18 protein-coding genes and 1 pseudogene are annotated in these 20,906 nt (G+C 61.4%); 13 read left to right on the forward strand and 6 right to left on the reverse strand.

Features of this window, described 5'->3' with window-relative positions; translation table 11 throughout:
• Positions 1-88: 88 nt before the first annotated feature.
• Positions 89-955: an endonuclease/exonuclease/phosphatase family protein gene (locus J2J98_RS20680; protein ID WP_207601991.1), complete on the reverse strand. Its 867-nt coding sequence runs from the start codon at positions 953-955 to the stop codon at positions 89-91.
• A gap of 83 nt (positions 956-1,038) precedes the next feature.
• Between J2J98_RS20680 and obgE the strand changes: the two genes are divergently transcribed.
• The 7 genes from obgE to modC all read left to right on the forward strand — a co-directional run bounded on the left by obgE (position 1,039) and on the right by modC (position 8,593).
• The gene (obgE, locus tag J2J98_RS20685) at positions 1,039-2,127 is read left to right on the forward strand and encodes a GTPase ObgE (protein ID WP_207601992.1); all 1,089 of its coding nucleotides are present in this window, start codon (positions 1,039-1,041) and stop codon (positions 2,125-2,127) included.
• Positions 2,114-3,283, forward strand: coding sequence for a glutamate 5-kinase (gene proB, locus J2J98_RS20690; RefSeq protein WP_207601993.1), 1,170 nt, complete (start codon positions 2,114-2,116; stop codon positions 3,281-3,283). Before obgE ends, proB begins: the two co-directional genes overlap by 14 nt.
• Positions 3,276-4,559, forward strand: coding sequence for a glutamate-5-semialdehyde dehydrogenase (locus J2J98_RS20695; RefSeq protein WP_207601994.1), 1,284 nt, complete (start codon positions 3,276-3,278; stop codon positions 4,557-4,559). Before proB ends, J2J98_RS20695 begins: the two co-directional genes overlap by 8 nt.
• 37 nt (positions 4,560-4,596) lie before the next feature.
• A complete protein-coding gene (locus J2J98_RS20700) occupies positions 4,597-5,196 on the forward strand; it encodes a nicotinate-nucleotide adenylyltransferase (RefSeq protein WP_246569430.1) in 600 nt (199 codons plus the stop codon).
• Positions 5,197-5,681: 485 nt separating this feature from the next.
• Positions 5,682-6,473, forward strand: a complete 792-nt coding sequence (gene modA / locus J2J98_RS20705) for a molybdate ABC transporter substrate-binding protein (RefSeq protein WP_138396258.1) — start codon at positions 5,682-5,684, stop codon at positions 6,471-6,473.
• A gap of 354 nt (positions 6,474-6,827) precedes the next feature.
• A complete protein-coding gene (gene modB / locus J2J98_RS20710) occupies positions 6,828-7,529 on the forward strand; it encodes a molybdate ABC transporter permease subunit (RefSeq protein WP_207601995.1) in 702 nt (233 codons plus the stop codon).
• Positions 7,526-8,593 carry a molybdenum ABC transporter ATP-binding protein gene (gene modC / locus J2J98_RS20715; RefSeq protein WP_207601996.1) on the forward strand — a complete coding sequence of 356 codons (1,068 nt, stop codon included), beginning with the start codon at positions 7,526-7,528 and terminating at the stop codon, positions 8,591-8,593. The genes modB and modC overlap by 4 nt, the downstream gene beginning before the upstream one ends.
• Positions 8,594-8,619: 26 nt before the next feature.
• Here modC and J2J98_RS20720 read toward each other — a convergent pair whose 3' ends face one another.
• A complete protein-coding gene (locus tag J2J98_RS20720; protein WP_064712481.1) occupies positions 8,620-8,976 on the reverse strand; it encodes a winged helix-turn-helix domain-containing protein in 357 nt (118 codons plus the stop codon).
• Positions 8,977-9,185: 209 nt separating this feature from the next.
• On the opposite strand from J2J98_RS20720, the gene rsfS reads away from it, so the two are divergent.
• The 6 genes from rsfS (at position 9,186) to J2J98_RS20750 (ending at position 14,949) form a co-directional block, all read left to right on the forward strand.
• The gene (rsfS, locus tag J2J98_RS20725) at positions 9,186-9,629 is read left to right on the forward strand and encodes a ribosome silencing factor (RefSeq protein ID WP_064708117.1); all 444 of its coding nucleotides are present in this window, start codon (positions 9,186-9,188) and stop codon (positions 9,627-9,629) included.
• Positions 9,630-9,745: 116 nt separating this feature from the next.
• Positions 9,746-10,228: a 23S rRNA (pseudouridine(1915)-N(3))-methyltransferase RlmH gene (gene rlmH / locus J2J98_RS20730; protein WP_207601997.1), complete on the forward strand. Its 483-nt coding sequence runs from the start codon at positions 9,746-9,748 to the stop codon at positions 10,226-10,228.
• A gap of 181 nt (positions 10,229-10,409) precedes the next feature.
• Positions 10,410-11,810 (forward strand): murein hydrolase activator EnvC family protein, encoded by a 1,401-nt coding sequence (locus tag J2J98_RS20735; protein WP_207603170.1) that lies wholly within the window; start codon positions 10,410-10,412, stop codon positions 11,808-11,810.
• The gene (locus J2J98_RS20740) at positions 11,800-13,122 is read left to right on the forward strand and encodes a S41 family peptidase (protein ID WP_064712479.1); all 1,323 of its coding nucleotides are present in this window, start codon (positions 11,800-11,802) and stop codon (positions 13,120-13,122) included. The genes J2J98_RS20735 and J2J98_RS20740 overlap by 11 nt, the downstream gene beginning before the upstream one ends.
• A gap of 77 nt (positions 13,123-13,199) precedes the next feature.
• Positions 13,200-14,390, forward strand: a complete 1,191-nt coding sequence (locus J2J98_RS20745) for a divergent polysaccharide deacetylase family protein (protein ID WP_207601998.1) — start codon at positions 13,200-13,202, stop codon at positions 14,388-14,390.
• Positions 14,391-14,415: 25 nt separating this feature from the next.
• Positions 14,416-14,949, forward strand: coding sequence for an RNA pyrophosphohydrolase (locus J2J98_RS20750; RefSeq protein ID WP_064708122.1), 534 nt, complete (start codon positions 14,416-14,418; stop codon positions 14,947-14,949).
• A 141-nt stretch (positions 14,950-15,090) separates the two neighbouring features.
• Here J2J98_RS20750 and bfr read toward each other — a convergent pair whose 3' ends face one another.
• The 4 genes and pseudogenes from bfr to J2J98_RS20770 form a co-directional block, all read right to left on the reverse strand.
• On the reverse strand, positions 15,091-15,576 hold the full coding sequence (bfr, locus tag J2J98_RS20755) for a bacterioferritin (RefSeq protein WP_064696427.1): 486 nt from the start codon (positions 15,574-15,576) through the stop codon (positions 15,091-15,093).
• Positions 15,542-15,944, reverse strand: a pseudogene (locus tag J2J98_RS20760) ((2Fe-2S)-binding protein). The gene bfr and the pseudogene J2J98_RS20760 overlap by 35 nt, the downstream one beginning before the upstream one ends.
• Before the next feature lie 87 nt (positions 15,945-16,031).
• Positions 16,032-19,484 carry an error-prone DNA polymerase gene (locus J2J98_RS20765; protein WP_207601999.1) on the reverse strand — a complete coding sequence of 1,151 codons (3,453 nt, stop codon included), beginning with the start codon at positions 19,482-19,484 and terminating at the stop codon, positions 16,032-16,034.
• Positions 19,481-20,899, reverse strand: coding sequence for a Y-family DNA polymerase (locus tag J2J98_RS20770; RefSeq protein ID WP_064708124.1), 1,419 nt, complete (start codon positions 20,897-20,899; stop codon positions 19,481-19,483). Before J2J98_RS20770 ends, J2J98_RS20765 begins: the two co-directional genes overlap by 4 nt.
• Between the last annotated feature and the right edge of the window lie 7 nt (positions 20,900-20,906).

Below are 20,906 nucleotides of genomic sequence, written 5' to 3' on the forward strand. Positions count from 1 at the left end.
GCATGATGCCGAAAACTGTGAGCGGTTTTCGGACAACGTCGTGCTCTCATAGACAAGAGGAGACGCCGCCGGCTCGGCGGCGTCTCCGTCAATCGCCGATCTCGACCCAGACTGGAAAGTGATCGGAACCGACGGATTGCGTATCGATCCGGGCGGATTTCAACCGGCCCTCCAGGCCGCAACTGACGAAACAATAATCGAGATGCATGCGTTTGCCGCGATCCTCGGGATCCATCCAGCTGTAGCTTCCCGGGGGATAGGCGCCGAGCGCCGCAAAGGCGTCGACCGGCGTGCCGATTCTGGCGACACGGCCGTAATATCCGCCGCCGGCGCCGGCAAGCGCACAATATTCGGGCGATTCGGGCTCCATATTGAAATCGCCCATAATGATATAATCCGCGGGCAGCGGCGGCTCCGGCAGCTCAAGCTCGCTTCCCCCCGTCAGCGATCCGCCCTCCTGTACGAAGGCGTTGATACGCGCGTTCAAGAAATGCAGCTGGCGGATGCGCTCGTCCGCCGAGACATGGTCGAGATGAACGGAATAGAGACGGACCGCTTCCCTGGGCGCGGCGATCAGCGCCTCGGTTGCGCCGCGCTGCAGGTTGATCTTGGCGATCGTCCGGCTGCGCGGCAGAAGCAGCGTCCGGGTCGAAAGGATCGGCCAGCGCGACAGCACCATGTTGCCGAACTGAAAGCGCGTGCCGCGCACCGGCTGCAGGCCGCCTTCGCCCCCCTCGATATGGATGTCGCAGGCCGGCCCATACACCCAGAAATGGTCGGGAAAGAAGGCGGCAATGTCAGCCACCATGTCGGCAAAACCGTTGCGCCAGAAGCCGCGGGTTACCTCCTGGAGCGCGATGACATCGGCGCCTTCGAGGCTTTTGGCAATGCGCTTGAGATCGTATCGGCCGTCGAGACCGAAGCCGTACTGTATGTTATAGCTCACGAAATTCACGATAATCTTTGACCTCCGTCGGAACCGCCTATATCGAATGGGCCAAGACGGGCCGTCCAACTGCCACGAATATTGGAAGTAAAATGAAATTTCTCGACGAAGCAAAGGTCTATATCCGATCCGGAGACGGCGGCGCGGGCAGCGTTTCCTTCCGGCGCGAGAAATTCATCGAGTTCGGCGGCCCCGATGGCGGCGACGGCGGGCGCGGCGGCGACGTCTGGGTCGAGGCCGTTAACGGCCTCAACACGCTGATCGATTTCCGCTATCAGCAGCATTTCAAGGCGACGATCGGCACCCATGGCATGGGCCGCAACCGCACCGGCGCCAACGGCAGCGACGTGACGCTGAAGGTCCCGGTGGGAACCCAGATCTTCGAGGAAGACCGGGAAACGATGATCTGCGACCTGACCGAGGAAGGCCAGCGTTTCTGCCTCGCCCATGGCGGCAATGGCGGCTTCGGCAACGCCCATTTCAAAACCTCGGTCAACCAAGCGCCGGATTGGGCCAATCCCGGCCTGCCCGGTGAGGAAAAAACCATCTGGCTGCGGCTGAAACTGATTGCCGATGCCGGCCTCGTCGGCCTGCCCAATGCCGGCAAGTCGACCTTCCTCGCATCGGTTACCCGCGCCCGGCCGAAGATCGCCAACTACCCATTCACCACGCTGCATCCCAATCTCGGCGTTGCCACCGTTGATGAACGGGAGTTCATTCTAGCCGATATTCCGGGCCTGATCGAAGGCGCCCATGAAGGTGTCGGCATCGGCGACCGTTTTCTCGGCCATGTCGAGCGCACCCGCGTGTTGCTCCATCTCGTCTCCGCCCAGGAAGAACAAGTCGGCAAGGCCTATAAGACGGTCAAACACGAGCTCGAAGCCTATGGCAACGAGCTCACCGACAAGCCCGAGATCGTGGCGCTGTCGCAGATCGACGTGCTCGATGAGACCGAACTGAAGAAGAAGACGAAAGAATTGGCCAGGGCTTGCGGCAAGACCCCCTTCCAGATCTCGGCCGTTACCGGCAGGGGCATGACCGAGGTTCTGCGGGCGCTGCGCGACATCATCGTCGAGAACAATGCCGAGGAAAAGCCGGCCAAGGCGCCGAAACTCCGGCATCGCGACATGATCGTCAGCGAAGAGGGCGAGGACGAGGATGGGGCCGATGACCAGCCGTAAGCCGCTCGGCCGCTACCGCCGCATCGTCATCAAGATCGGCTCCGCTTTGTTGGTCGATCGCAAAGCCGGGCTGAAGAAGGGTTGGCTTGATGCCATGTGCGCCGATATTGCGGGGCTGAAGGCCAAGGGGATCGACGTGCTCGTCGTCTCCTCAGGGGCAATCGCGCTCGGCCGTTCGGTGCTCGACCTGCCCTCGGGCGCACTGAAGCTCGAGGAAAGCCAGGCCGCCGCCGCCGTCGGCCAGATCGCCTTAGCGCGCGCCTGGTCGGAAAGCCTGTCGCGCGACGAGATCGTCGCCGGCCAGATCCTGCTGACGCTCGGAGACACCGAGGAGCGCCGCCGCTATCTCAATGCGCGCGCAACCATCAATCAGCTGCTGAAGATCGGCGCCGTGCCGATCATCAACGAGAACGACACTGTCGCGACCAGCGAGATCCGCTATGGCGACAATGACCGTCTCGCCGCCCGGGTGGCGACGATGACGGGCGCCGACCTGCTCATTCTTCTCTCCGATATCGACGGCCTCTATACCGCGCCGCCGCATCTCGATCCGAACGCGACCTTCCTGGAAACGATCGCCGAAATCACCCCCGAGATCGAAGCAATGGCCGGCGGCGCGGCCTCCGAGCTTTCGCGCGGCGGCATGCGTACCAAGATCGATGCGGGCAAGATCGCGACGACCTCGGGCTGCGCCATGATCATTGCCTCGGGTAAGACGGAAAGCCCGCTCTCGGCGATCGAAAACGGCGCGCGCTCCTCCTGGTTCGCTCCCTCCGGAACGCCCGTCACCGCCCGCAAGACCTGGATAGCCGGGCAGCTGCAGCCGGCTGGCGAACTGCACGTCGATGACGGCGCCGTGACGGCGCTCGGCGCTGGCAAGAGCCTGCTTCCCGCCGGCGTGCGCAGCATCTCCGGGCTTTTCAGCCGCGGCGATACGGTGGCGATCATCGGCCCTGCCGGCCGCGAGATCGCCCGCGGCCTGGCAAGCTACGACGCCGAGGACGCCCGCCGCATCGCCGGCCGCAAGTCGGCGGAGATCGAAGCCATCCTCGGTTATGCCGGGCGCGCCGCCATGGTCCATCGCGACGACATGGTGATGACCGCCCAGATTGGACAGAAATCTGAAAGGCAGAAGAAGGACGCAAGCTATGCTTGATACCGTTGCGCCAGGCCCTGACATTGATGCGCTGATGAATGACATCGGCTGCAAGGCGAAGGCTGCCGCGCGACCGCTGGGCTTTGCGTCTACCGAAGCAAAGAACAAGGCGTTGAGCGCCATGGCCGACGCAATCCTCACGAACAAGGCGCATATTCTCGCTGAGAATGCCAAGGATCTGAAGGATATCGAAGGCAGCGAAACCCTCGCCTCCTTTGTCGACCGGCTGACGCTGAACGACAAGCGCATCGCCGAGATGGCTGAGGGAATCCGCGCCATCGCGGCGCTTGCCGATCCGGTCGGCGAAGTCATCGCCGCCTGGGACCGGCCGAACGGCCTGAAGATCGAGCGCGTCCGCACCCCGCTCGGCGTCATCGGCGTCATCTTCGAGAGCCGCCCCAACGTCACGGCCGATGCCGGCGCCCTCTGCCTGAAGGCTGGCAATGCGGTTATCCTGCGCTGCGGCTCGGATTCGCGTCGTTCATCGCGCGCTATCCATGCCTGCCTTGTCGAGGGGCTGAAGGCCGCAGGGCTTCCAGAGCATGCTATCCAGCTTGTTCCGGTCACAGATCGCGCCGCCGTCGGCGCCATGCTGCGCGGGCTGGATGGGGCAATCGACGTCATCGTACCGCGTGGCGGCAAGAGCCTGGTGGCCCGTGTCCAGAGCGAGGCGCGCGTGCCGGTCTTTGCTCACCTCGAAGGCCTGTGCCACATCTATGTCGATGCATCAGCCGATATCGAGATGGCGAAGAAGATCGTCGTCAACGCCAAGATGCGCCGCACCGGCATCTGCGGCGCGGTCGAGACCCTGCTGATCGACAATGCCGCCATCGGCACGCACCTGACCCCGTTGCTCGAGGTTCTCACCGAGGCCGGCTGCGAAATCCGAGGCTCCGCAACGGTGCTGGAAGTCGTACCCAGCATGATAGCCGCGACGGAGGAAGACTGGTCGACTGAATATCTCGACGCGATTATCTCGGTCGCCACCGTTGACGGCATATCGGGCGCGATCTCCCACATCCAGACATACTCATCGAACCACACCGAGGCCGTCATTGCCGAGGATCCCGCTGTCGTTCAGCGCTTCTTCACCGAAGTCGATTCGGCGATCCTGCTGCACAATGCCTCGACCCAGTTTGCCGACGGTGGCGAGTTCGGCATGGGCGCGGAAATCGGCATCGCCACCGGCAAGATGCATGCCCGCGGCCCCGTCGGCGTCGAGCAGCTCACCTCCTTCAAATACCGGGTGCGCGGTGCCGGACAGACCCGACCCTGACGTGACGACGGAAAAGCTGGACCGACGTTATCTCCGCATGCCGCACAGCGAGCGCGGCATGATTGTCGGCCTGTTCGGCGGGTCGTTCAATCCGCCGCATGAGGGCCATGCGCTCGTCGCCGAAATCGCCATCAAGCGGCTCGGCCTGGACCAGCTCTGGTGGATGGTGACTCCCGGCAACCCGCTGAAAAGCCGCAATTTTCTCGCGCCTCTCGCCGAGCGCGTTGCCGAAAGCGAGCGTGTCGCCGCCGATCCGCGCATCAAGGTCACTGCTTTCGAGCAGGCGTTCGGCGTCAGCTTTACCGCCAACACTTTGGCCCGCGTCAGGGCCCGCAATCCGCATGTGCATTTCATCTGGATCATGGGCGCCGACAGCCTGCAAACCTTTCACAAATGGCAGAAATGGCAGGAGATCGCCCGCACCTTTCCAATCGCGGTGATCGACCGGCCGGGCGCAACGCTCTCCTACCTCTCTTCGAAAATGACGAGGACCTTCGATTTTGCCCGCATTGACGAGGACGACGCGCGGGTACTCTGGAAGAAGCGAGCGCCGGCCTGGACCTTCATCCACGGGCCGCGCTCCGGCCTGAGCTCGACGGCAATCCGCAACGGCGCGTTGCCGGGCACGGTCAGATAGCTGATTTTCAGAGAAATCCCGGAAACGAGAAAGCCCGACGGGGGAGGAGATCCGTCGGGCTTATAAACTCGACCGACAACTGGGAGGAGGAGTGTTGCCGATCCTGTCGAACGGCTATGGGAGGAGGAGAAAGCCGTTTCGATAGGTGTGTTGTACCATATTCCGCGGGAAGGTGAATATCATTTTGTGCAACGCAGCAATGCAGACGATGCAATACTGCGGGTAACTACCCCTGGAATGCTGCCTCTTTAATCGGCAAGTCCTGCAAAACAGCGTCTTTGCCCCTGCGGGTCTTCTGCCTGACCGCTCGCCGTCCGCGGCTCATTGCAGCCCCGCGAACATCTTCTTCTTAGAAAGCAATGCACCTCATGAATAGGTAGGGCCGCTTGTCCATCGATACGGTTATATTTTCCTAGATATATCCCTAGCCAAACTGGAAGCGTCGTTATATTCCTCGAGATATTTCGAATCCCGGGAGTGACGGCATGCAGAACCGCTGCCAATGGATGAAACTGGCAACCGCCGCGATCACGACTCTCTGGTTAGGCGCGGCAGCGCTGCCGGCGTCGGCCGCAGCCGCTGAAAAACTGACCGTCTTTGCCGCCGCGAGCCTCAAGAATGCGCTCGACCCCGCCAGTGCCGCCTGGGCCAAGGAGAGCGGCAAGGAAGCCGTCGCCTCCTATGCGGCGAGCGGGGCGCTTGCCAAGCAGATCGAAAACGCCGCCCCGGCTGATATCTTCATTTCGGCCGATGGCGATTGGATGGATTATCTCGCGGAGAAGAAGCTGATCAAAGCCGGCACCCGTTCGGACCTGCTCGGTAACCGGATCGTGCTCGTTGCCGAAAAGGACAGGGCAAAGCCGGTTGAGATCAAGGATGGTTTCGATCTCGCCGGCTTGCTCGGTGACGGCAGGCTTGCCATGGGTGAGCCGAAATCGGTTCCGGCAGGCAAATACGGCATGGCCGCGCTGGAAAAGCTCGGCGTCTGGACATCGGTTGAATCAAAGGTGGCCGGCGCCGAAAGCGTGCGCGCCGCCCTCGCCCTCGTCTCCCGTGGAGAAGCGCCTTACGGCATCGTCTACCAGACCGACGCGGCAGCCGATAAGGGTGTCGCGATCGTCGGCACGTTCCCGGCCGAGTCCCACCCGCCGATCATTTATCCGATCGCAATTCTTGCCGAGAGCACGAATCCGGATGCATCAGCCTATCTCGACTTCCTGAAGTCCGAAAAGGGTGCCGCCTTCTTCGCTGCCCAGGGTTTTATTGTTTTGAAGTGATTGAAGGATTGAGATGGTTGCGGAATCAGGGGCGGCAGCCTAGCGTCAGTCGAGGCTCCTGACAAAATTGACCAATTACTTTCGTCATACTCGGGGCTTGTCCCGAGCATCGGCAATCGGTTGATGTACAGCAGGTGTCAGGCATCAGGCCGCGGCTGCCCCTCACCCTAACCCCCGTAACTCGGGCGTGGCAAACGCAGCGTTGAGTTTGAGGAAGACGGTGCGGTAAATCTCTTCTCCCCTCACGCGGGGGAGGTGCCGGCAGGCGGATGAGGGGCGTTGGGTGACACCGCAGGCTCGTCATCAAACTGAGGCTTGCTTCGGCGACTTCGATTTTCAGGGAGACGGTTTCGATTGGATACACTGGGTCTGAGCAATGAGGAATGGACGGCGATCCTGCTCAGCCTGCGCGTTTCGATCGTCGCCATGCTGGCGAGCCTGCCCTTCGGCATTCTCCTTGCCCTGCTGCTGGCCCGCGGCCGCTTCTGGGGCAAGTCGGTGCTGAACGGCGCCGTTCACCTGCCGCTGATCCTGCCTCCCGTCGTCACGGGTTTCCTTCTTCTCATCCTCTTCGGCCGTCGCGGCCCGATCGGCAGCCTGCTTGACCAGCATTTCGGCATCGTCTTTTCCTTCCGCTGGACTGGCGCGGCTCTCGCCTGCGCCGTCATGGCCTTTCCGCTGATGGTGCGCAGCATCCGCCTGTCGATCGAGGCGGTCGACCGCAAGCTGGAAGAGGCGGCCGGAACCCTCGGTGCCAGTCCTGCCTGGGTTTTCCTGACAATTACTCTGCCGCTGACCCTGCCAGGCATTATCACCGGGATGATCCTTTCCTTCGCCAAGGCGATGGGGGAGTTCGGCGCGACCATCACCTTCGTCTCCAACATTCCGGGCGAGACGCAGACGCTGCCCGCAGCGATCTATACCTTCACTCAACTGCCGGGCGGTGATGCCGGCGCGCTTCGGCTGACGCTAGTCGCCGTCGTCATTTCCATGGCCGCCCTGCTCGCCTCCGAATTCCTCGCTCGTCTCGCCGGCCGGAGGATCGATCCGGAATGACGCTGATCGTCGAGGCAAGACAAAGGCTCGGCGCCTTCTCGCTCGACGCCGCTTTCACCTCCGAAGGCGGTGTCACCGCATTGTTCGGCCGCTCCGGCTCCGGCAAGACCTCGCTGATCCGCATCATCGCGGGTCTCGCGCGTCCGGATGAGGCGCTCGTCGCCCTTGACGGCGAACGGCTCACCGACACGGCAGCCGGCATCTTCGTCCCGAAACACCGCCGCCGTTTCGGTTACGTCTTTCAAGAGGCACGGCTGTTCCCGCATTTGAGCGTCCGCGCCAATCTTTCCTACGGTCGCTGGTTCGCACCGAGGGCTGCGCGCGGGGAGAGCCTCGATCGCATCGTAGAGCTGCTGGGCATCGAAACGCTGTTGGAACGCAGCCCCGCAAGACTTTCCGGTGGCGAAAAACAGCGCGTCGCGATCGGTCGCGCCCTCCTCTCCTCGCCCCGCCTGCTCTTGATGGACGAGCCGCTTGCTGCCCTCGACGAGGCGCGCAAGGCCGAGATCCTGCCCTATCTTGAGCGGTTGCGCGATGAGACCGAAATCCCGATCGTCTATGTCAGCCATTCGATCGCTGAGGTGGCGCGGCTCGCAAACCAAGTGATCGTCATGCGCGACGGCAGGGTGGAGGCAGCTGGCCCGGCCGTCGACATTTTGAGCCGCTCCTCGGCGACTGCCGACCGGCGGGAGGCGGGCGCGCTGCTGCAGGGCGTCGTCGAAAGCTCCGACGCGCATCACAATCTGTCGATCGTCGCCCTGAAATCCTGTCGGCTGCATGTTCCCGGTGCGGCGCTTGCGCCGGGCAAGCCGGTCCGCATCCGCATCCCCTCGCGCGACGTCATGCTGGCGACCGCAAGACCGGAGGGCCTCAGTGCGCTGAACATTCTCGACGGCAGGATCGAACAGATCTCGTCGGATGAGGACGGGACGGTCGAAATCCGGCTCGACTGCGGCGGCTTCGCCATTCTCTCGCGCATCACCGCGCTTTCCTGCGAACGCCTCGATCTCCAGCCGGGCAAAACCGTCTTCGCCATCGTCAAGACGGTTGCTCTGGAGACCTGATCAGTCGGCCGCGTCAGGTCGGTAGGCTATTTGCACTTGTCTTCGAGCCAGGTGAGATCCTCGGCAAGACTTGCGCGCAGGGTTCTTTCCATCCGACGAAAGCGCGTGAGCAATTCTTCGCCGAAGGGCGTCAGCGCCGCGCCGCCGCCCTTCTGGCCGCCGCGTTGCGGCTCCACCACCTGTTCGCGGAACATCCGGTTCATCTCGCTGACGAGCAGCCATGCGCGGCGATAGGACATGTCCATCGCCCGCCCGGCCGCCGAGATCGATCCGGTCACGCGGATATGCTCCAGCAACTCCATCTTGCCGTGACCGAGACGATGCTCATTCGGAAAGCTGATTCGCAGGACGGGAACAGGTGTTTTTGCGGCTGGGTCGGTCATCGAATCGAGAAATCGAGGAATTTGCCGCACTTTACGCCGCGGCACGGAAACTGTACACCGACCGCACAAGCAGCCTGGGCAGCAATATTCTTCAATTCGGACGGCAGATCGGATTTTCGGCCGCTCTGTACCTTAGCACGTCTTGAAACATTGATGGTTTGATGCCTATCTTAACCATGATCCGGTCTCGATCGGATCTCGTGTTGTGCATGGTTTGTCATTCCAGGAAAGGGAAAAAACTGACAACAGTACACGCCAAGGGAAAAACGCTCGCCGTTATCCCGAAGAGTGCGGAACGTGGCGCCGATGCCGCTGCCCGCGCTTTAGAAGCCGTCCTCACCAGCCTTGAGGACTCCAAAGCTGAAGATATCGTCACCATCGACATTGCCGGAAAATCGGCGCTTGGAGACTACATGGTCGTCGTCTCCGGCCGCTCGAACAGGCATGTCCTGGCGATCGCAGATCACCTGCTCACCGATCTCAAGGACGAAGGCTTCGGTACGGCCCGCGTCGAAGGTCAGGAAGGCGGCGACTGGATCCTGATCGACACCGGTGACATTATCGTGCATGTGTTCCGCCCTGAAATCCGCGAGTTCTACAACATCGAAAAGATGTGGGCGGCTCCGGATATGGATGAAGAAACACGGCATTGACCGGCGAACCGGCATCGTCCGGCGCCTGAGTCGCGGCATTTGACTGGCCGGAAAAGATGAGAAGCCGGCCGTGGCGCATCGTGTGCCTGAAATGCCGTCATGAGCAGGAGCGGGGAATGCGAATTGGCCTTTTTGCGGTGGGACGGCTGAAGTCCGGCCCTGAAAAGGATCTTGTGGCCCGTTACCTGGACCGCTTTGCCAAGGCCGGCTCCGCCGTCGGCCTCGAATTCACCCGTGTTGCCGAAGTTGGCGAAAGCCGCGCATCCAATGCGGAGACCCGCAAGCGCGAGGAAGCGGCGATGCTTTTGAAATTGCTTACCGAGGGCAGCATTCTCATTCTTCTCGACGAACGCGGCAAAGCGCTCGACAGCGAAGCCTTCGCAAACCTGCTTGCCAGCTATCGTGACCAGGGCAAGCGCGAGCTGACGATCGCAATCGGCGGAGCCGACGGCCTTGATCCCGCCCTTTACGACCGGGCCGACGCCACGCTTTGCCTGGGCAAGATGACCTGGCCGCACCAGCTCGTGCGCACGCTGATCGCCGAGCAGCTCTACCGCGCCGTCACCATCCTCTCCGGCCACCCCTATCATCGCGTCTGACCATTCCGTTTCCGCCCATGCCTTTGGCAATATGCGTCGCATTGTCACGCAGCCGTGTTTTGCTCAGGCAGCCATTCTCCTGCAAACTTCCTGGCAAAGCATGCCAAATCAGCTTAGTCTCCGCGCGATTTGAGAGAGTGCCCGGACAAGCATGACGACGACTCCAACCAGGCGACACCGCGTGATCCTGCCGGCACTTGCGGCCGGTTTCGGTGTTGCGGTCACCCTCGTGTCGACAAGCCCGTTTTCAGTACAGGCCCAGGATGCCGCTCCGGAGGCGGCGCAATCTTTTAACGCGCCGGCGGCCGAGCCGCCGCCGCCCGATCCGGCCGCCGAACTCGCCGCCAAACGGGATCAGACCCGCGCCGAGCTAGAAACCCTGTCGAAGACAATCAGCCTCTCCTCGGACAAGGTGAGCGAACTCCAGCAAAGCATCAGCAATCTGGAAAAGAACACGCAGAGCATTCGCCAGGCGCTGATCGATTCCGCCGCCCGCCGCAAGGGGCTGGAAACGCAGATCCTCGAGAGCGAGAAGAAGCTTGCCGATCTCGGCGTCAAGGAGGATGGCATCCGCCGTTCCCTGCATGAGCGCCGCGGTCTGCTGGCGGAAGTGCTGGCGGCGCTCCAGCGCATGGGCCGCAATCCACCGCCGGCTTTGCTCGTCACGCCTGACGACGCGCTTGCTTCCGTGCGCAGCGCCATTCTTCTCGGTGCCGTCGTGCCCGGCATGCGCAAGGAGACCGACAAGCTCGTCGCCGATCTCGCAAGCCTGGCGGCACTGCAGACGGCAAGCGCCGCCGAGAAGACTGCGCTCACGGCGACGATGGCTGACGGCATCGAGGAAGAGCGGCGCATGGACCTGTTGCTCGCCGAAAACGACAAACTCAGCCGCAGCAACGCCGCCGAACTGGAGGCCGAGAGGAAGCGGTCGGAGGAACTGGCAGGCAAGGCGACCAGCCTGGAAGGCCTTGTCGCCTCTATGGAATCCGAGATCGCTTCAGTACGGGAAGCGGCCGCCGCCGCCCGCCAGGCCGAGGAGAACCGCAAGCTCCTGACGGACGAGCAACGGGCTCAGGCGAAGGCGCTGGCCGAGAGCGGCGTGCCCGATAAAAACCGCATTGCGCCCGCATATCCCTTCGCAGAATTGAGGGCGAAATTGGAACTGCCCGTGGCAGGCGATATCCTGCGCCAGTTCGGCGATGCCGATGGCACCGGGCACGAAGCCATGGGAATGACGGTCGCCGCCAACCCGGAGACGGTGGTGACTGCGCCGGCAGATGGCCTGGTGGTTTTCGCCGGTGCTTTCCGCAGCTACGGTCAGATGATCATTCTCGACGTGGGCGACGGATATCACCTGGTTCTCTCGGGAATGGATACGATCAATACTCGTCAGGGAAAATTCGTTTTCTCCGGCGAGCCGCTCGCCGTGATGGGAGCGAAAAGAGTGGCAAGCGCAACCGCATTGGCGCTGGAAACGGACCGGCCAACGCTTTACATTGAATTTCGAAAAGACGGTAAACCGGTCGATTCCCGACCGTGGTGGACCGCCAAGGACACTGGAAAGGCACGCAATGATTCGTAGGGCTTCTCTTGTTCTGGTCGGCGCATTGATGGGTGCGACCGCGATGAGCGTCATCTACTCGGCAGGTGTGCCTGCAGAAGCAGCCGGATCCTCCACATACAAGGAGCTGTCGGTATTTGGCGACGTTTTCGAACGCGTGCGCGCGCAATACGTCACACCGCCGGCCGAAGACAAGCTGATCGAGAACGCCATTAACGGCATGCTGTCCTCGCTCGACCCGCATTCGAGCTATATGAATGCGAAGGACGCCGAAGACATGCGCACCCAGACGAAGGGTGAGTTCGGCGGCCTCGGCATCGAAGTCACCATGGAAGACGAGCTGGTCAAGGTCATCACCCCGATCGATGACACGCCCGCCGCCAAGGCCGGCGTTCTCGCCGGCGATTACATCTCCGAGATTGACGGGCAGTCCGTTCGTGGCCTGAAGCTGGAAGACGCTGTCGAAAAGATGCGCGGCGCCGTCAACACGCCGATTAAGCTGACACTGATCCGCAAGGGCGCCGACAAGCCGATCGAGCTGACGATCGTCCGTGACGTCGTCGCCGTCCAGGCAGTCAAGTCGCGCGTCGAGGACGATGTCGGTTACCTCCGCATCATCTCCTTCACCGAAAAGACCTATCCCGACATGGAAAAGGCGATCAAGAAGATCAAGGACGCCGTTCCGGCCGACAAGCTGAAGGGTTATGTCCTCGACCTGCGCCTCAATCCGGGCGGCCTGCTCGACCAGGCGATTAACGTCTCCGACGCCCTGTTGCAGCGCGGCGAGGTCGTTTCGACGCGCGGCCGCAATCCGGATGAAACCCGCCGCTTCAATGCCGGCCCGGGCGACCTGACCGATGGCAAGCCGGTCATCGTCCTGATCAACGGCGGTTCCGCGTCCGCATCGGAAATTGTCGCCGGCGCCCTTCAGGATCTGCGCCGCGCCACCATTCTCGGAACCCGTTCCTTCGGCAAGGGTTCGGTCCAGACGATCATTCCGCTCGGCGAAAACGGCGCGCTGCGCCTGACCACGGCGCTCTATTACACGCCGTCCGGTCGCTCGATCCAGGGCACCGGCATTACGCCCGACATCAAGGTAGAGGAGCCGCTGCCGGAGGAACTGCAGGGCAAGATGGTGACCGAGGGCGAATCCAGCCTGCGCGGCCACATCAAGGGCCAGAGCGAAACTGACGAGGGTTCGGGCTCCGTTGCCTATGTGCCGCCGGACCCGAAGGATGACGTTCAGCTGAACTATGCGCTCGACCTTCTGCGCGGCAAGAAGAACGATCCAGCCTTCCCGCCGAACCCGGATAAGGCCGTCGTCGCCAAGTAATCGATGATCGCAAGGCCGGGCACTCGCCCGGCCTTGACCCTTTCTGCTGTTTCCCGGTTTTGGAGCGGGCGAGAAAATTGGGAACGGACCTGCATGCGCCTTTGGGGCGCAACCGCAAAACCGGCAGCCGGCGTCCGGGTGTGCTGCGCGTCGGCCGCATCGCCGCCAGCCTGTGCCTCTTCGCGATAGGCGGCTTTTCTATTTATACCGCCTTTCGTGGCGATGGGCTTGAGCGCGCCAGGCCGCCTGCGGCCGAACAGGCAGCAAATGAACAGTCCGGTACGCCACCGACGACCGCTGCCAATCAGGCGGCGAACGGCATTCCTCGCGCCGACCCACGCTCGGGCGCCAATGTCGAGCAGACGGTCACCGGAGATGGCTCCGTCGTCACCAAATACAGTCCCCGCCCGCGCGACGGCAGCGGGCCGGTGCTGGTCGATGCCATGCAGATCGGCCAGGATCCGCGCCTGGCAGCTCAACCCAATGAAGCCTTGCTCGAAGAGACCGCGCTTGGCAGGCTGCCGATCGTCGGCCCGGACGGTCGGCGGCCGATGGACCAATATGCCCGTCCTTCATCCCAAGCGCGCGGCATCCGCATCGCCATCGTGGTCAGCGGCCTTGGGCTCAGCCAGACGGGAACGCAGCGCGCCATCGCCGAACTGCCGGAGGAAATCACCCTCGCCTTTGCCGCGAGCGGCAACAGTCTGCAGCGCTGGATGCAGGAAGCCCGCCGCGGCGGCCACGAGATTCTCCTGCAGGTGCCGCTTGAGCCGTTTGATTACCCGGCCAATGATCCGGGCCCGGAAACCCTGCTGACAAGCAAACCGGTCGCCCGCAATATCGAGAACTTGCACAAGGCGATGGGCGAGATCACCAACTATACCGGCATCATGAACTATCTCGGTGGCCGTTTCCTCTCCGACCCCGCCGCCATGGAGCCTGTCATGCGCGACATCCGCAAGCGCGGCCTGCTCTTCCTCGACGATGGGACTTCGGCCCAGTCGAAAACGGCGGCGGTCGCCAAGGGAACCGAGCTACCCTATGCGATTGCCGATCTGCAGCTTGACGGCCAGCTCGATGTCAACGCCATCTTGAAAAAACTCGACGAACTCGAGCGCGTCGCTCGCAAGAACGGCCAGGCGATTGGTATCGCTTCGGCTTTTGACGAAAGCATCGACGCCATTGCGAAGTGGAGCGAGGAGGCGTCGATGCGCGGGATCGAAATCGTCGGTGTCGCGGCGTTGTCCAACGATCCTAAAAACCCCTGAGATGATGTCCTGAATGGAGAAGAAGATGAGCCAGGCGACCGTGAAAGCCGAGGATCTGCCCTATCGCCCATGCGTCGGCGTGATGATCCTGAACCGCGATGGTCTGGTCTGGGCCGGGCGACGCATTCCCGACGGCAATTCCGAATATGACGGCTCACCGCAGCTCTGGCAAATGCCCCAGGGAGGCATCGACAGAGGCGAGGATCCCCTGGATGCCGCCTATCGCGAGCTTTACGAGGAGACCGGCATCAAGACGGTGACCCTGCTCGCCGAAGCGCGGAACTGGATCAATTACGACCTGCCGCCGGCACTGATCGGCATCGGGCTGAAGGGAAAATTCCGCGGCCAGACGCAACGCTGGTTCGCCTTCCGCTTCGAAGGCGAAGAAGGCGAGATTGCCATCAACCCGCCGCCTGGCGGCCACGAGCCGGAATTCGATGCCTGGGAGTGGAAGCCGATGCAGGAACTGCCGGGATTGATCGTGCCCTTCAAGCGCGCCGTCTACGACCAGGTGGTCGCCGAATTTCAGCACCTGGCAACGCTTCAATCGGAAGACTGATTGCGGCAGGGCGACCGCGTTTGGGCTTGGAGCAGGAGGAAGGCATGGCTGGTGCATTCGAATGCCTGGCAGCTGGATCGTCTCCGACAACCTCAGATCGGGAGTACCGGCCGTCAGAGACGGCCGATATTGCTTAGGAATTCATTCGGCTTCGTTGGCGGAATCGGCGTTGAGCTGGCCGTATTTGCTTTCGCCGATTTTCTCGAGCAGATCGAGCTGGGTTTCAAGGAAGTCGATATGGCCTTCCTCATCCATCAGCAACTCTTCGAAAAGCTTCATGGAAACGTAATCGCCGGCCTCATGACAGATATCGCGCGACTTCTTGTAGGCCGTGCGGGCGTCGTACTCGCCGGCGAGATCGGCTTCCAGGACTTCCTTGACGTTCTGGCCGATGCGCAGCGGTGCGAGCGTCTGCAGATTGGGATGGCCTTCGAGGAAGATGATGCGTGCAACGAGCCGGTCGGCGTGGTGCATCTCTTCGATGGATTCGGCGCGTTCCTTCTTGGCGAGCTTGGTGTAGCCCCAGTCCTCGAGAAGACGATAGTGAACCCAATATTGGTTGACCGCACCGAGTTCGAGGAACAGTGCCTCGTTAAGCCGCTCGATGACCTTTTTGTCGCCTTTCAATGTCCGCTCTCCTGTTTTCCTCATGGAATTGCTTCAAGCGTGACATGAAATCAAATATTTCGGCTTCCGTCGAGTGGCGACGGGCGTGATATTCCTCAGTCGTCTGGATGATGATGTCGACCACGTTGGGGAAGCAGCCGCAGCAACGGCCGCGTTTTTCCATGGCGTGATAGACCTTCGCAGGCACGATAAGCTGCCAGCAGTCTTCATCGAGAAGGCTGGTGATAACCTCCCGGATTTCCTTGTCGGTTATGTAATTGCAGCTGCAGACAAGCACGTCTTCATTTCCAAACATGACACTGACTATCGTGTTTTCTGCTAAAGAAGATGGTGGCTGTCAAGAAAAAATTCGAATCCGACGCATCGATTGGAATCGATGCGCGAGGCCTGTTGCAAATCGAGTGGAATTGTACGGCGATCACAGGATGAGCGCATGCCCCGGTCGATCCGGCCGCTCAATGAAAGTTCCGCCCGCGCGGCATGACCTCGGCGGTTTCCTCCGCACCGGCATGGCGGCCTGTGACACTCGCCCGCCTTTCCAATTCCGCCCTCTCCGGCGCATTCGCAAGCCTTCTCTGCCGTGCGTCGACCCCTGGTCTCAGCACCTCGTCGGCGCGCTCGCAGGCCCCGAAACGTCGGGCCTCGCGTTGCAGGATGCCAAGAGCCGGCGTCATATCCTCGATATGCTCGACGACCGTATGGATTACGCCGCTATGGCTTTGCAGCCTGCCACGGATTTTCACGAGCCGGGCGCCCATGACGACCGCCCGGTATTTGTCAAATATCTTGCTCCAGACGATTGCATTGGCAACGCCGGTCTCATCCTCCAGCGTCATGAAGATGACGCCCTTGGCCGAACCCGGGCGCTGGCGTACCAGCACCAGACCGGCAATTGTCACCCTCTTTCCGTTCGGCACCGTCAGGAGATCGACATTGCGCGTGATGCCGATCTTCCGGAATTCTTCCCGCAGGAAGGACACCGGATGCGCCTTCAGCGATAATGACAGATAACGATAGTCCTCGATCACCTGCTCGCCCGGCGGCATGTCAGGCAGGCTGGCCTTCGGTTCGACCTGCAGATCGATATGGTTCACCCGGTCGAACAGGGGCAATTTTTCAGGAGCGTATTTCGTATCAAGGGCTCTTGCCGCCCAAAGCGCCTCACGTCTCGACAGGCCGATCGAGCCGAAGGCATCGGCATCCGCCAGCCTTTCGATATCGCCTCTGTCGAGGCCGGACCGCAGCCAGAGATCGCGAACCGAGCCATAACCATCGCCTCTATTGGCGAGAAGGCTCTCCAGCGCTTTCTCGGACAGACCCTTGACCTGCCGAAAGCCGAGGCGGACGGCTCGCTTTGCCTTGATGATGTCCCGCATATCGGCATGCCGCCTGTCGACGGCATTTCTGTCGAACACCGCCTCTTCGAGATGGCAATCCCAATTGGATCTATTGACGTCGACAGGCCGGATTTCGACCCCGTGTTCCCTGGCGTCCCGAACGAGCTGCGCCGGTGCGTAAAAGCCCATCGGCTGCGAATTGAGCATGGCAGCGCAAAAGACGTCGGGATAATAGGCCTTGATCCAGGACGAGGCATAGACCAGCAGCGCGAAGGAAGCCGCGTGGCTCTCTGGAAAGCCATATTCGCCGAAGCCTTCGATCTGGCTGAAGCAGCGTTCGGCGAAATCCCTCGGATAGCCTCTGCTGGTCATGCCATTGATCAGATCGTCCTTGAACTCATTGACCTTTCCCAACCGCTTGAAGGTCGCCATCGAGCGGCGCAGGCGGTCGGCCTTGGCAGGTGAGAATCCCGCCGCCGTGATCGCGATCTGCATCGCCTGTTCCTGAAACAGGGGCACGCCGAGCGTCCGCTTGAGGATCGGGATCATCTCGTCTTTCGGATAGTCGATCTTGAAGCCGGGAGAATGCGACTGCTCCCTCCGGGTCAGGTAGGGATGAACCATATTGCCCTGAATAGGTCCCGGACGGACGATCGCCACTTCGATCACGAGATCGTAGAATCGTCGCGGCTTCAGCCGGGGCAGCATGCTCATCTGCGCCCTGCTTTCGATCTGAAAGACGCCCAGCGTGTCGGCCCGGCACATCATGTCATAAACCGGTACGCCCTCGTCTCCGTGTTCCCTGTTGCCGAGATCGGCAAGGGTCTTCTTCACGTCATAATGCAGTTCGAGCAGTGAAAAAGCCTTTCTGAGGCAGGTCAGCATTCCGAGAGCCAGAACGTCAACCTTCAGGATCTTGACGTTGTCGAGATCGTCCTTGTCCCATTCGATCATGTAGCGGTCCGGCATCGCCGTCTTCATGATCGGCACGACTTCATCGAGCCGGTCCCGTGTGATGACGAAGCCGCCGACATGCTGGGTCAAATGACGCGGAAATCCGAGAAGCTCGGACGCATAGCGCAGAACGTTTGATGTCACCGGATCCGAAATCTCGAGCCCCGCCGCCTTGGCATCACGCTCCGACAGATTATCCTCCGACCAGCCCCAGACCAGGCTGCTGATCGCCGACTGGACGTCCTCTGAAAGCCCGAAGGCCTTGGAGACCTCGCGGCCGGCGGAACGGGTGCGATAGGTGGTGACACCGGCCGTCAGCCCGGCATGCTCCCTGGTATACTTTCTGTAGATGTACTGGATGACTTCTTCGCGCCGGTCATGCTCGAAATCCACATCGATGTCAGGCGGCTCGTCGCGATCCATCGAAATGAAGCGGTCGAAAAGCAACGTGCTTTTGGTCGGATCGACTTCCGTGATCTCGAGGCAATAGCAGATGACTGAATTGGCGGCAGAACCGCGGCCCTGGCACAGGATCTTCAATTCATAGCGTGCATGCTGGATGAGCTTATGGACCGTCAGGAAATAAGGCTCGTATTTCTTCTCCCGAATGAGATTGAGTTCATAGTCGATCTGGGTCTGGATTTCAGAAGGAACGCCATCCGGATAGCGCTTCTTAGCCCCCTCCCTCGTCAAACGTTCGAGGGTTTCATAAGGTGTCTCGCCAGGATCGTTTTCCGGCGGATAATTGTGTTTCAACTCATCGAGCGAAAACGAAAGTCTGCCGAAAAATGTCCCGGTATTGGCAATCGCCTCCGGATAGTCCCGAAAGAGCCGGGACATTTCACGTTGGCCCTTGAGATAACGCTCGGCATTCGGAGCAAGAAGAAAACCTGCCTCGGCAATCGGCACATGCTCGCGGATCGAGATGACAATATCGGAAAGGGGACGGCGATCCGTATGGTGATAGAGCGGCTGATTGGTCGCGATGACAGGAATGCGGTAGCGGGCGGCGATCACGGAAAGTGCTGCGAAAACCTGCCTGTCGCGGCCATCATAGGCAGGCGCCAGCGCCACGTGAAACGCCTTGCCGAAACGGTTCCGGAAACGTGCGAGACAGGCTTCCAATTCCTGTTGGGCCGCAAATCCTATGGCCGCGGCCTGGCTGGGAACAAGGGCGAGCATCATCTCGTCTCCCCATTCCATGATATCCGCCTCGTAAAGCAGGCAGGATCCCTTTTCTGCTCTCAGATTTCCCGCACTCAGCAAACGGCAGAGATGCGCCCACCCTCGCCTGTTCTCAGGATAGGCAAGGATATCAGGCGTTCCATCCGAAAAGACGAGGCGGGCGCCCGGCTGAATCCGAATTGGGTCGAGAACCTTCTCCTCCTCTCTGTCATCGAGATTCTTCTCGTACCTTCTTCTGAATTTCTCTTCGATCTCCTGCGCCTGCGCATGCGCCCTGACGACGCCGGCAACTGAGTTCCGATCGGCGATTCCAAGACCGGAAAGTTTCAGTGCGGCGGCCTGCACCACCATTTCCTCAGGCTTCGAGGCACCCTCCAGAAAGGAGAAATTGGTGCGGGCGCCGATCTCGAAAAATGCAGGTGCCGCGCTCATGCGAAAATCCCATGCATGAACCAGCGCGGCGGCGGCTCTTCACCGTAAAAGCCTTCGCGGTAAATCCAGAAACGATGCCCGGAATTGTCTTCGACACGGAAATAGTCACGCGTTTTGGCGTCGGCGCCATCGATCCACCACTCCATGGCAAGCCGTTCCGGGCCTTCGCTGCGCTGAACCTGATGCTGAATGCGGCGCCACCGAAAACTTTGCGGCGGCCCCTCCGGGACTTCGGCAAGCAAAGCCTCCACCGGTTCCGGCTTGGCAAAAAGCCTCAGGGGCCGCTCGCTCCGAGCGGGGAAAAGACGACTTTCCCCGCTCCTGCGCTGCGGCGGAAAATTCTCCATGAGTGGGCATGCGATAACCGCACGCTCCGGCACATGGCTTTCGCGGAGCTGAAAGCTTTGAAGACAGTCCGCGCCAAGGCGCGCCGAGACGCGGTCGATGAAAGCTGCAAGCGAGATCTCTCTTTGCCGGCCGCCATCGAAATCGCCCTGCGTGTCCTCGAAGGGCTCATGGCGCACGACATTCAGCCGCAGGATCTCGAAACCGTATCCGGCATCGAGATCGTCATGGATTGCCTGCAGACGCTGGGAAAAAAGATCCGCGATCCGCTTCGGCTCCCTGAGCGGCCGTGAAGCGCCGACAGAAATCCGGAAAACCCGGCCATCGACCCGAAACAGCACGAGTTCGAAGACGCGGCCGCCGGCGCCGCGGGCTTCCAGGGAGGGTTTCAGCGACATGGCGATCTGGCCGGCAAGGGCGAGAATATCCTCTTCGGTGCCGATCGGTTCGGCCAGCCGCCGCTCGGCCGAAAGGCTCGCAACCGGCAGGCGCGGCGAAACCGGTTCCTCGTCATGTCCGAGCGCCTGATCGAGCCGCAAAAGCAAGCTTGCTCCAAAACGGCGGGTCAGCGGCGCCCGCGGCGCGTTCATGACATCGCCGATATATTTGAGCCCGAGCTTCTTCAGCGATGCCACGGTTTCTTCGTTCAGCCGAAGCGCGGCGACCGGCAGCGGCGCCAGCACATCTTCCATTTCCTCGTCTTCGATGACGCCGCCATTGCCGAAACGGGCGACGGCCGAGGAAAGGCCGGGCGAAGAGGAGATCGAACCCTGGACGTCGAGCCCCATATGGAAGAGCCTGAGGAGAATATCATTCAGCAGCGCTCTCTCGCCGCCGAAAAGATGGGCGCATCCGCTAATATCGAGAAACAGCCCGTCTCGTCCGTCGATCGCCACCAGCGGCGTATAGCGGTCGCACCAGTCGGCGATGGCTTCGAGCAACCGCGCGTCGGCGGCCGGATCCTCCTCGACGATATCGATCTTCGGGTGCATGGCGCGCGCTTCCGCGACGCCTTGACCCTTCTTCAGGCCAAGCGCTTCCGCGGCCTCGTCCAGCGCCGTCAGCCGCATGGCATTC

Source organism: Rhizobium bangladeshense, from assembly GCF_017357245.1.
GTDB lineage: Bacteria > Pseudomonadota > Alphaproteobacteria > Rhizobiales > Rhizobiaceae > Rhizobium > Rhizobium bangladeshense.